The organism is Streptomyces cahuitamycinicus (genome assembly GCF_002891435.1).
Classification (GTDB): Bacteria; Actinomycetota; Actinomycetes; order Streptomycetales; family Streptomycetaceae; genus Streptomyces; species Streptomyces cahuitamycinicus.
Map to the genome: position 1 here is coordinate 1 of NZ_POUC01000272.1, position 11,044 is coordinate 11,044.

At 74.1% G+C, this 11,044-nt stretch carries 10 protein-coding genes and 1 pseudogene; 6 read left to right on the top strand and 5 right to left on the bottom strand.

What is annotated here, in order from left to right:
- Positions 1–48: 48 nt before the first annotated feature.
- Both C1J00_RS28890 and C1J00_RS28895 read right to left on the bottom strand, forming a co-directional pair.
- Positions 49–594 (bottom strand): annotated as a pseudogene (locus C1J00_RS28890) (two-component sensor histidine kinase); the annotation flags it as partial.
- Positions 591–1,295, bottom strand: coding sequence for a response regulator transcription factor (locus C1J00_RS28895; RefSeq protein WP_102911944.1), 705 nt, complete (start codon positions 1,293–1,295; stop codon positions 591–593). The pseudogene C1J00_RS28890 and the gene C1J00_RS28895, both read right to left, overlap by 4 nt.
- Positions 1,296–1,424: 129 nt before the next feature.
- On the opposite strand from C1J00_RS28895, the gene C1J00_RS28900 reads away from it, so the two are divergent.
- A complete protein-coding gene (locus C1J00_RS28900; RefSeq protein WP_102911945.1) occupies positions 1,425–1,943 on the top strand; it encodes a hypothetical protein in 519 nt (172 codons plus the stop codon).
- A 43-nt stretch (positions 1,944–1,986) separates the two neighbouring features.
- Here the strand turns inward: C1J00_RS28900 and C1J00_RS28905 are convergent, their stop codons facing one another.
- Complete coding sequence (locus C1J00_RS28905) at positions 1,987–2,856, bottom strand: spermidine synthase (RefSeq protein ID WP_102911946.1); 870 nt, start codon at positions 2,854–2,856, stop codon at positions 1,987–1,989.
- A 67-nt stretch (positions 2,857–2,923) separates the two neighbouring features.
- Positions 2,924–3,319, bottom strand: a complete 396-nt coding sequence (locus C1J00_RS28910) for a hypothetical protein (protein ID WP_102911947.1) — start codon at positions 3,317–3,319, stop codon at positions 2,924–2,926.
- Between the two features lie 297 nt (positions 3,320–3,616).
- On the opposite strand from C1J00_RS28910, the gene C1J00_RS28915 reads away from it, so the two are divergent.
- Positions 3,617–5,068: an NsdA family TPR-like regulatory protein gene (locus C1J00_RS28915; RefSeq protein ID WP_102911948.1), complete on the top strand. Its 1,452-nt coding sequence runs from the start codon at positions 3,617–3,619 to the stop codon at positions 5,066–5,068.
- Between the two features lie 16 nt (positions 5,069–5,084).
- Here C1J00_RS28915 and C1J00_RS28920 read toward each other — a convergent pair whose 3' ends face one another.
- Entirely contained in the window at positions 5,085–5,705 is a 621-nt protein-coding gene (locus C1J00_RS28920) for a histidine phosphatase family protein (protein ID WP_102911949.1), read from the bottom strand.
- Positions 5,706–5,906: 201 nt separating this feature from the next.
- Between C1J00_RS28920 and C1J00_RS28925 the strand changes: the two genes are divergently transcribed.
- The 4 genes from C1J00_RS28925 to C1J00_RS28940 are packed head-to-tail and all read left to right on the top strand — an operon-like array spanning position 5,907 to position 10,864.
- Positions 5,907–6,860, top strand: a complete 954-nt coding sequence (locus tag C1J00_RS28925) for a phosphatase PAP2 family protein (protein ID WP_102911950.1) — start codon at positions 5,907–5,909, stop codon at positions 6,858–6,860.
- The gene (locus tag C1J00_RS28930) at positions 6,811–7,950 is read left to right on the top strand and encodes a hypothetical protein (RefSeq protein ID WP_102911951.1); all 1,140 of its coding nucleotides are present in this window, start codon (positions 6,811–6,813) and stop codon (positions 7,948–7,950) included. Before C1J00_RS28925 ends, C1J00_RS28930 begins: the two co-directional genes overlap by 50 nt.
- A complete protein-coding gene (locus C1J00_RS28935) occupies positions 7,941–9,533 on the top strand; it encodes a cytochrome c oxidase assembly protein (protein ID WP_102911952.1) in 1,593 nt (530 codons plus the stop codon). The genes C1J00_RS28930 and C1J00_RS28935 overlap by 10 nt, the downstream gene beginning before the upstream one ends.
- A complete protein-coding gene (locus C1J00_RS28940) occupies positions 9,530–10,864 on the top strand; it encodes an AAA family ATPase (protein WP_102911953.1) in 1,335 nt (444 codons plus the stop codon). Before C1J00_RS28935 ends, C1J00_RS28940 begins: the two co-directional genes overlap by 4 nt.
- Positions 10,865–11,044 lie beyond the last annotated feature (180 nt).

Here is an 11,044-nt window from a genome sequence, read left to right on the forward strand (position 1 = left end):
TTCTACACCCTAGTGTTCGTCGGCAGCGTCAGATGTGTATAAGAGCAAGACCAGGCGCTGGGCGGGCCGGACCATGCGGACGCCCAGCCGGTCGGCGACCGCGACCGAGCCGAGGATCAGCGCCACCCCGACCGCGGCGAGCACCGCCCAGGCCGTGCCCACGCCGTTGGTGACGTCGGACTCCGGCACGTACACCTCGACGACCGCGATCTTGCCGGTGCTGAGGGCGACCGGCTGGAGGAGCGTCGAGCCGCCGGGGACGCCCGTGGTGGAGGCGCGGCCCAGCTTCCGCACGGCGGCGATGTCGGCTTCGGCGGCGCGCCGGCGCCCGAGTTCGAGGGCCTCCTGGCCGTCGCCCGCCGGGAGGTGCACGGCCATCCCGGCGTCGGAACCGGCGGAGGCGACGACCCGCTCCAGCTGGTCGCGGTCGGTGGTGATGGACAGGGCGGGGGCGACCGCCGCGGCCTCCCGCTCGGCGCTCGAGAAGGCACGGTCGCGGGCCAGTTCGCGGATGACGAGCCCGAGCGGCACCGCGAAGGCGACGACGACCATGGTGGTCACCGCCAGCGACACCTTGACCAGGGCCCACCTCATCGGGGAGCACCCGCTCCCGGTGGTTCGAGCTTCACACCGACGCCCCGGAGGGTGTGCAGATAGCGGGGGCTGGCCGCCGTCTCGCCCAGCTTCCTGCGCAGCCAGGACAGATGGACGTCGATGGTCTGGTCGTCGCCGTTGGACTGCTGCCACACCTCGGCCAGCAGCTCCTTGCGGGGGACGACGACGCCGGGCCTGCGGGCCAGGAAGGCGAGCAGGTCGAACTCGCGGCGGGTGAGGTCGAGCCGGGCGCCGTCCAGCTCGGCCCGGCGGCGCAGCGGGTCGACGGTCAGGCCGCCGACCCGGATCACGGGGGACGGCTCCCCTTCCGCGGCTCCGGAGCGGGCGCGGCGCAGCACGGCCGCCATGCGGGCCGAGAGGTGCTCGACCGAGAAGGGCTTGGTCAGGTAGTCGTCCGCCCCGGCGTTCAGCAGCCGGACGATCTCCGTCTCGTCGTCCCGGGCTGTGGCGACGATCACCGGTACGTCGGTGATCCCGCGCAGCATCTTCAGTGCCTCGGACCCGTCGAGATCGGGCAGTCCGAGGTCCAGGATCACCACGTCGAAACGGAGATGGGCGACCTCGCGCAGCGCCTCCAGTGCCGTCCCGACGCTACGCACGGTGTGCGAGGCGTCGGTCAGGTGCCGGATCAGCGCCGAGCGTACGAACTGGTCGTCCTCGACCACGAGCACACGTGCCATGCGCCGCAACCTACGCCATCTCGAACAGCCGGGTGCGGGCCTGTGGACAACTCCCCGGGTGGGGACAACGGACCACCGCACGACCCCGTTTCGGGCCACGCGTGGACGCGTGAGGCAGTATGGCCCGCGATGCGCAGAGGACTCGTACACGTACTGGCCTGGCTGCTCGCCACGGGCGCGGCGGTCACGCTGTCGTGGTGGGGTGTCCACACCGTGATGGCGGGGACGGCCTACGACCCGCCGCGTGCTCTGCCCGTCAAGGCCGCCGAAGCACCCACCCGGGAGCCGAAGGCGCCGGCCACGCCGCGGGAGCGCACGCCTCCGCCCGAGCGGCGGGAACCGGGCACGCCCCCGGCGTCCACGGCCGGGCGACCGAGCCCCGCCCCCACGCCGGTGTCCTCGCCCGGCACCGCACCCGCCGCTTCGGGCCGGGTGAAGAGCTATGACACCGACGGCGGCCGGGCGGTCTTCGATCTCGGGAAGACCTCCGCCTCGCTCGTCTCGGCGACGCCCGGGGCGGGCTGGTCGATGCAGGTGTGGAAGACGGAGTCGTGGATCCGCGTGGAGTTCTCCTCGGGCGCGGACCGGGTGTCGGTGTTCTGCACGTGGCACGACGGGCCGCCGCGGGTGGAGATCGGGACCTACTGAGGGCCGCGGGCGGCCACCGGCGCCTGTTGAGCGCCGGAGCCGGTCATCGGAACACCGACGCCGGTGGCGCCGGCGACGCCACCGCCGCGGTGTCCGTGACGGGTGCGGCCCCGCCGGTGAAGTTCGTGAGGGTCCTGCCGTGCTCGACCCGGGCGGGATGCGGGTCGGAGGCGGCGAGGCGGGTCAGTTCGGCCGTCGGCAGTGGCTGGTCGGAGGCGACCAGGACGGCGTTCCCGAAGCGCTTGCCGCGCAGCACCGCCGGATCCGCGACCAGCGCGAGCTGCCCGAACCGGGCGGCGGCGGTGGCGATCTGGCCGCGCAGGTGGGTGAGCGGAGGCCCGTCGGCGAGGTTGGCGGCGTAGACACCACCGGGCTTGAGGGCCCTGCGCACGTCGTCGAGGAACTCGGTCGAGGTCAGGTGGGCCGGTGTCCGCGCCCCGCTGAACACGTCGGTGATGACGAGGTCGGCCCAGCCGTCCGGCACTTTGACGAGGCCTTCGCGGGCGTCGGTGGAGCGCACCCTGATGCGCGCGTTCGGATCCAGCGGCAGTTCCCGGCGGACCAGTTGGACGAGGGTGCCGTCCCGCTCGACGACCTGCTGGGTGGAGCGGGGCCGGGTGGCGGCGACGTAGCGGGCGAGGGTGAGGGCGCCGCCGCCGAGGTGCACGGCGTGCAGGGGCCGGCCGGGCGGCGCGACGAGGTCGATCACGTGCCCGAGGCGGCGCTGGTACTCGAATGAGAGGTACGCCGGGTCGTCCAGGTCGACGTGCGACTGCGGGGCTCCGTCGATCACCAAGGTCCAGGCCCGGGCCCGCTCGCGGTCGGGGATCAGCTCGGCGAGCCCGCCGTCGACGCTCTCGACGACGGCCTCCGCACCGGCCTGTCTGCGTCGGCCGCCCCTGGACTTTCCCATGCCGTCATTATCGGGGTGGCCTGCTAAGCAGGGTGTACGCTCCCGCCGCCCGGTGTCCGAGGGCGTCTCAGCGGCAGCTGTCCGCCGCCTCGATCATCCGGGCGGCCTCCCCCAGGGCCTCGCGCAGCACAGCGGGGTCGGTCGCGAGGTCGGCCTCACCGGGCGGCAGCAGCCAGTCCGGGCCCGCGCCGGGAGGTTCGGGCGCCAGGGGCAGTCCGCGTCCGTCGGTCTCCGTGCAGGTGCTCCCCGGCACGTCCCACGCGGCGGCCGTCCCCGGCGGCACCAGGAAGCCGAGGGTGTCGCCGCCGTCGTCGTGCAGCACGGGCCCCACGGCGTCCCCCGGTCCGCGCCGCAGGATGTCGACCGCCTCCAGTCCCTGCCGTGCCGGCACCGTCACCACATCGCAGCCGGCCGCCGGTGTGCCCGACGGCGTACGAGAATCGTTGACCCGGCTGGTCTCCATCCGGCCTCCACCACGAAAACCCCTGCTTGGACGAGCGGTCGGGAGTCGGGGGCCTCCCGGTCCGCACAGTTCAACGCGGCAACCCGTCAAGGGCTACGGCGGAAGTCGGCCGCAAAGGATGGCACTTCATGGCAGATCACGGATGAGATATCCGGTTTGTAGCCAAACCCAGCGTGGTGACTCCATCACAGCAGGTACGTTCTTGCTCGCCGGGCACGGGGCAGACGATGCGGGTATATCGCAACAAGTCGTCCTGCATCCGGCATGGTTCGACGGTTCGCACGGGAGGACCCGGCCATGGCGTCGTCATCGTTGACCTCGTCTCAACCTCACCGGCCGCCACGGCCGAACCTCGTCTTCCGGCGACTGCGCGGACAGCGCTCGCCGGCCGAGTTCGCCGCGGCGATCCGCCGGGCCGGGCTGGAGATCGGCGAGCGGGTCAGCTGTGACGCGCGGTACATCGGCCGGGTCGAGGCGGGCGAGATCCGCTGCCCCAACTACGCGTACGAACGGGTGTTCCTGCACATGTTCCCAGGCCGCACGCTCACAGACCTGGGGTTCGCGCCCCGCTCATCGGTACGCGGACGGCGGGCGCGCGACACCGAGGACGCGCTCCCGGCGCGCACCGCGAACCCGGCGAACGCCACGAGTGAGACCAGCGGGGCAGGCGAGCCGTATGAAACGCAGAACCCGTACGACCCGCACCACCCGCACGACACCTACGAGGAGAGCGACGTGCTACGTCGCGCGTTCATGACCGGCGGAGGCGCCACGGTGGCCGCCGTCTCACTGGGGCCAGTCGGCCTCGCCCTCGACGCCGGGGCCGCGCAGCGCCCCGTGCACCGCGCCGGGGCGAGCGAGGCGGGTGCCCTGGAAGAAGCCGTCCGCCGGATCCGCCTGCTGGACGACCGGCACGGGGCCGACGGCCTCTACCGTCGCGCGGCCGCCCCGCTGCGTGCCGCCTACGCCCTGCTGGACGCCGGCACGACCCGGCAGACGACGGCGGACCGGCTCTACTCGGGCGCCGGTGAACTGGCCATCTCCGTGGGCTGGCTGGCCCACGACTCGGGGCGCTTCGACGACGCCCGCTCGCACTACGCGGAGGCCCTCGCCACCGCCCGGATGACCGGTGACCCGGGCCTGGAGGCGCACGCCTTCTGCAACACGGCGTTCCTGGCGCGCGATGCGGGCCGGCCGCGCGAGGCGGTCCGGGCGGCACAGGCCGCGCAACGCGTCGCCCGGCCGGTGGGCTCGGCCCGGCTGATGTCGCTGCTCGCGCTGCGCGAGGCGGGCGGCTGGGCGGGGCTCGCGGACCGCGTCGGCTGCGAACAGGCACTGGCCCGGGCGCAGGCCTTCTTCGAACGGGGCCCCTCGGACGCCGACCCCGAGTGGATGAGCTTCTACGGCGAGGCCGAACTGGAGGGCCTGGAGGCGCAGTGCTGGTCCACGCTCGGCGACTGGCCCCGGGCGGCCCGGCACGCGCGCCGGGCCGCCGAACTGCAGGATCCGCACTTCACCCGGAACATCGCCCTCTACACGGCGGAGCTGGCGGACGACCTCGCGCGCGGGGGCCGGCCCGACGAGGCGGCGGTGGCGGGGATGCGGGTGCTGGATCTGCTGGAGGAGGTCCAGTCGTCCCGGGTGCAGACGATGCTGGCGGCGACGGCGCGGGTGCTGCTGCCGCACCGCAGGGCCTCCGGGGTGTCGGCGTTCCTGGAGAGGCACGCCTCGTCGCCGCGCATGCCCTGAGGGGCTGTGGCGAACGTCACGCCCGCCGCGCGACGCCCGGCACGCCCGCCAGGTGTCCCAGGTCGTTCCAGCTCTCGATCGCCGGTTCCCCGTAGGCCCAGCCCAGCACCGACAGCGAGGTGGGGTTCAGCCGGATCCGGGCCGCGAAGTCGATCGGGAGGCCCAGCCACCGCGCCCCGATGGAGCGCAGGATGTGCCCGTGGGCGAAGACCAGGACGTCGCGGTCCTCGGAGCGGGCCCAGGAGACCACGTCGTCGGCCCGGGCCGTGACCTCGGCGAGCGACTCCCCGCCCGGGACGCCGTCGCGCCAGATCAGCCAGCCGGGCCGGACGGCCTGGATGTCCGCGGGGGTCATGCCCTCGTACGTCCCGTAGTCCCACTCCAGCAACGCGTCCCAGGTGCGCGCGCGGTCGCCGAAGCCGGCCAGTTCGCAGGTCTCACGCGCGCGTGCCAGCGGGCTGGTGCGGATCTCGACGCCGGCCAGGCCGTCGTACGGCGCCCGGTGCAGACGCTCGCCGAGCTGCTCCGCGCCACGCCGGCCTTCCTCCAGGAGCGGCACATCCGTCCGGCCCGTGTGCTTGCCGGACAGGGACCACTCGGTCTGTCCGTGGCGGGCCAGCAGGATGCGCGCGGCCATGGGGCACCTTTCCGGAAGAACAACGCGAGAAGAACGGCCTATGGGGAACTCCTCCATCATCGCGCACGCCCCCCGCGGGCAACCCGGGGGGCGATCTACGCGTCTTTGAGGGCCGGAGGCGCCCCCCGGGGCGCGAGCCCACGCCGTAAAGTGGCACGGCCGACCGGGCTACGCGTGATGACGAAGGGGGAGGACGATCGGATGCAGCACACCGAGACACCGGGCACCGAGGCGGCCCCCGCGCCCAGGCTGCGCTGGTGGACCGAGCTGCCGCTGATCCTTCTGGTGTACGCGTTCTACTCGGCCGGCCGGCTCCTCGCCCGCGAGAACGTCTCCGGCGCCGTCGACCACGGTCTGGGGATCCTGCGCTTCGAGAAGGCGCTGTATCTGAACTTCGAGCACCCGCTCAACCGCCTCTTCACGCGCGAGGCCTGGATAGGCATACCCGCCGACTTCTGGTACGCGTCGTTGCACTACTTGGTCACACCGGCGGTTCTGGTGTGGCTCTTCCGCTCCCGGGCCGTGCGCTACCGCGCCGCGCGCACCTGGCTCATGACGTCCACCCTCATCGGCCTGATCGGCTTCACCCTGCTGCCGACCTGCCCGCCCCGGCTCCTCGACGCGAGCCACGGCTTCGTGGACACGATGGCGCAGTACAGCTCGTACGGCTGGTGGGGCGGAGCCGCGAGTGCACCGCGTGGCATGGGGGACATGACCAACCAGTACGCGGCCATGCCGAGTCTGCACGTGGGCTGGGCCCTGTGGTGCGGCGTGATGCTGTGGCGCTTCGGTGGTACGCGCATGACGAGGACGGCCGCCGTCGCCTACCCCCTGATCACGACGATCGTGGTCATGGGCACCGCCAACCACTACTTCCTCGACGCGGTCGCGGGCGCGGCCGTCATGGGCGTCGGACTGCTGCTGGCCCCCGCCGTGCTGCGCACCGCGGACCGGGTCAGGGCACGGTTCGTACCGCGCGTCGCACCGGTCGCCGCGGACTCCTCGGCCGCGGGTTCCTCGATTGTCAGTGCCGGATGCCAGACTTCCGCGGGTGAGCGAATTCCACGGCAGCGCGAGTCGCGGCACGGAGCGGGAGCCGAGCCGGGTGCCTCCCCCAAGGACGCGGGGGACGGCGCTCCGGCAGCAGCTCGCTGAACTGCGCGGCCCCGACGTACCGGCGAAGGCACTGGACGCGCGTGCCTTGGCGGCGCTGGCCGCCAACCCCGGTTGTGCGCGGCGCGCGATCCTCGACGGCGCCGGGGTGGACAAGACGGCCCTGGCGAGCGCACTGGGTGCGCCCGCGGCGTTCGGGCAGTCGCAGTTCGCGCTCACCAGAGGCAACGCCTTCGAGGCGAAGGTCAAGGCCGACGGCGGCGCGGAGCTGCTGCGGCTGGTGCACGAGAAGCTCGACCGGTCCGCCGAACCGCCCGCCGACGCGCGCGTGCCCGACCTGACGGCGACCGGCCCCCGGGGGCGCACGGCCCGTACGGAGCTGGAGCTGCGGGAGGCCACCGCGCGTCCGGGCGAGTGGACGCTGCTCGACCATCCGATGCTCGCGCTGGACGTCGCGGGCTCCCCCGCGTTCCTGGAGCCTGACGCGGTGGTGGTGCATCCGGACGGCGGCTGGACGGTCGTGGAGATCAAGTCCTTCCCCCTGCTGGACGGTTCGGCGGACCCGGCGAAGGTCGGGGCGGCGGCCCGGCAGGCGGCGGTGTACGTGCTGGCCCTGGAGGAGTTCGCGGCCCGTCTCGGCGCGGAACCGGACGGGGCCCCGGCCCCGTACGTGCGCCACCGGGTCCTGCTGGTCTGCCCCCGGGACTTCTCCAACCTGCCGGCCGCGTCGGCCATGGACATCCGCAAGCAGCGTGCGGTCACGGCCCGTCAGCTGGCCCGGCTGACCCGCATCGAGGACATCGCCGCCGCGCTCCCCGAGGGCATCTGCTTCTCGCCGGAGCGGCCCGCCGAGGAGCTGACGGCGGCCGTGGAGTCGGTCCCGGCGGCGTACGCGCCCGAGTGCCTGTCCGCGTGCGAGCTGGCTTTCCACTGCCGGGCCCGGTCCCGCCAGGAGGGCGCGGTGACCACGCTCGGACGTCCGGTCCGGGCGGAGCTGGGCGGTCTGACGACCGTGGAGGAGGTCCTCGCGGCCGCGCGCGGCGAGGCGGGCGATCCCGGCGACCCGGCCGTGGCGGCCCTGCGGCGGGCGGCCGCCCTGCGCTCCGAGGCGCTGGAGGCGGCGTGTCGCTGATCTCCACCCTGGCCCGCCTCGAAGCCGTCAGCACGGGCCGTGCCCAGCCCGCCGTCACCGTCCGGCACCGTCATCTCGGTGACCGTCCGCTGGTGTTGGTGCCGCTGATCACCGCCGGTGAGGCCGGTGCCCCGCTCGGCGCGCTGGTGGGCACCGACCGGGACGCGCCGCGTCTGCTGGCCGTCCCGCAGCCTCGCGACCGCGACCTGAGGTTCGCGTTCCTGGCCGAACTGGCCGGCATCGTGCTGCCGTACGTCGACGCGTACGCCGGGACGGTGGAGGCCGCGGAGCGCACCGAGACCGATCCGGAGACCGGCAAGCGCGTCAAGGTCGAGGTCGAGCTGTGCTCGGACGCGCCGCAGCTGATCGTGCCGAGCCGCCCGGGCATCGACCTGTTGCGGCTGCTCGGGCGCTCGACGCGGTTCCGGCGTACGGCGGAGCAGGATCCGGAGGCTCCCTATCCGGCGCCGCCCCGGGTACCGCTGCTCGGGCGGTGGCTGACGCACTTCGGGGAGCGGGCCCGGGTGCCCGGCTCCTCGCTGCTGCTGGCGATGACCGATCTCCTCGGCCGGCACTGGGTGACCGGGCAGTCCACCCTGGAGGACCAGCACCTGGGAGCGCTGCTCGCCTGGATCGACCCGCCGGAGGGCGTCACCGGCGCCGAGGCCGCGCTGCGCGCCGAGCTGGAGCGGGACGACCGGGGCCAGCTGACGTGCCCGCCGGCCGGTCCGGCCACCGACCCGGCGTTCGACAACAAGCTGCTCGCCCCGGCCATCGAGCGCTACGACCGGGCCCGCACCGCCCTCGCCGCCGCGCAGGACGGCCTGGAGGCGGACGACCGGCTCGGTGCGCTGGCCGCCGCCGAGCGGGAGATCCGTGACCTGGTGCTCAGCCGCACCCGGCCCACCTGGGACGCGGTCTGGCGGGGCCTGGACCTGCTGCGGGAGCTGCCCGAGGGGGCGCGGGTCGAGGAGCGGTGGACCCGCGACCGCTGGTCGTTCACCGGCCACCGTGACCGGGTACTGGCCGGGGAGCCCCCGCAGCCGCGCCGCGACGACGCGGTCACCGCGGCGAACAAGCTCGCCACGCGCGAGCGCGAGCAGGCCCGGCTGGAGGCGCAGGAAGCCCTGGACGACCCGCTGGTGATGGCCGGCCGGCGGCTGTCCGGGGAGGCGTTCGCGGGTGAGGTCACCGACGTCGTGATGACGTACAGCGACGGCAAGCGGCCCAGCCCCCGCCCGCTGGTCACGGTCCGCACGGACGACCGGCCGCAGCTCGGCGAGCGGACGAAGGTGTACCGGTCGCTGGGCGGGAAGCCGCAGTCGGCGGATTTCGTGGCGGACGAGGAGGACGGCGCGTACGTCGTGCTGCGGATCCTCGACAAGATGGGCCGCGGCAAGGAGCCCGAGCCGGGTTCGGTGCCGGAGAAGGGCGACCGGGTCTGCTTCACGCTCTTCGAGCACGAGCAGCGGGGTGGCGCGAAGCTGCCCGACCCGGAGGAGACGCCATGGACACACGGCGGCCCGCCCGGTGAGCCGGCCCTGGAGGCAGCCGACCCGGTGACCGAGGAGGATGTGCTGTGACCACGGTGTTCGACCCCTCGGCCGCCGCGGCGCGGGCCACGGACGCGATTCTGAGCGACACCCTGCACGGCACGGCGCGCGGGGTCGTCGTGGACTCCCCGCCGGGCGCGGGCAAGTCCACGCTGGTGGTGCGCGCGGCCCTGGAGCTGGCGGCGGCGGGCCATTCGCTGATGGTGGTCGCGCAGACCAACGCCCAGGTCGACGATCTGGTCCTGCGGCTCGCCGAGAAGAACCCCGAGCTGCCGGTGGGCCGGCTGCACAGCAGCGACTCCGACCCGTACGACAAGGCGCTCGACGACCTGGCGAACGTACGCAAGTCCGCCAAGGCGGCCGACCTCGCCGGGCTGGCCGTAGTGATCTCGACGGCGGCGAAGTGGGCGCACGTCAAGGTCGACGAGCCGTGGCGGCACGCCATCGTCGACGAGGCCTACCAGATGCGGTCCGACGCGCTGCTCGCGGTGGCCGGGCTGTTCGAGCGGGCGCTGTTCGTGGGCGACCCGGGGCAGCTGGATCCGTTCGCCATCGTGGGCAGCGAGCAGTGGGCGGGCCTGACGTACGACCCGTCGGCCTCGGCTGTGACGACGCTGCTCGCGCACAACCCGGACCTGCCCCAGCACCGCCTGCCGGTCTCCTGGCGGCTTCCGGCCTCGGCGGCGCCCCTGGTCTCGGACGCGTTCTACCCGTACACGCCGTTCCGCAGCGGCACCGGCCCCGGCGACCGGACCCTGGCCTTCGGCGTGCCGTCGGACGGCTCGGGCCCCGACCGGGTGATCGACGAGGCGGCCGCGTCGGGCTGGGGCCTGCTGGAGCTGCCCGCCCGGCACACTCCGCGCACGGACCCGGAGGCGGTCCGGGCGGTGGCCACCGTCGTACGGCGCCTGCTGGACCGGGCGGGCGCGGCGACCTCGGAACGCTCCTCTGTTCCCTCCCCCCTCACCGCCGACCGGATCGCCGTCGGCACGGCCCACCGGGACCAGGCGGCCGCGGTCCGGGCGGCCCTGGCCGGCCTCGGCGTCACCGACGTGGTCGTGGACACGGCCAACCGGCTGCAGGGCAGGGAGTACGACGTCACGGTGGTCCTCCACCCCCTCTCCGGCCGCCCCGACGCCACGGCCTTCCATCTGGAAACGGGCCGCCTCTGCGTCCTGGCCTCCCGCCACCGGCACGCCTGCGTCGTGGTCTGCCGAGCGGGGGTGAGCGACCTGCTGGACGACTATCCGTCGACGGAGCCGGTGCAGCTGGGGACGGTGGTGAAGTTCCCGGACGGCTGGGAGGCCAACCACGCGGTGCTGGCGCACCTGGCGGAACACCGGGTGACCTGGCGACCGTGACCGGCACGCCGGCTCGGGCCCGGTCCACTCGACACACCGCCGGCCGGAGGCCGCCGCGCCGCCGGAGGCGGCCGATGAATACAGCCCGGACGGCTGGGAGACCAACCACACGGTGCCGGCCCACCCGGCGGAACACCGGGTGACCTGGCAACCCTGACCGGCACCACCGGCCACGCCCCC

Excerpts from the sequence above, each read along its gene's own strand:
- C1J00_RS28895 (WP_102911944.1), bottom strand. The coding sequence starts at position 1,295 with ATGGCACGTGTGCTCGTGGTCGAGGACGACCAGTTCGTACGCTCGGCG.
- C1J00_RS28900 (WP_102911945.1), top strand. The coding sequence starts at position 1,425 with ATGCGCAGAGGACTCGTACACGTACTGGCCTGGCTGCTCGCCACGGGC.
- C1J00_RS28905 (WP_102911946.1), bottom strand. The coding sequence starts at position 2,856 with ATGGGAAAGTCCAGGGGCGGCCGACGCAGACAGGCCGGTGCGGAGGCC.
- C1J00_RS28910 (WP_102911947.1), bottom strand. The coding sequence starts at position 3,319 with ATGGAGACCAGCCGGGTCAACGATTCTCGTACGCCGTCGGGCACACCG.
- C1J00_RS28915 (WP_102911948.1), top strand. The coding sequence starts at position 3,617 with ATGGCGTCGTCATCGTTGACCTCGTCTCAACCTCACCGGCCGCCACGG.
- C1J00_RS28920 (WP_102911949.1), bottom strand. The coding sequence starts at position 5,705 with ATGGCCGCGCGCATCCTGCTGGCCCGCCACGGACAGACCGAGTGGTCC.
- C1J00_RS28925 (WP_102911950.1), top strand. The coding sequence starts at position 5,907 with ATGCAGCACACCGAGACACCGGGCACCGAGGCGGCCCCCGCGCCCAGG.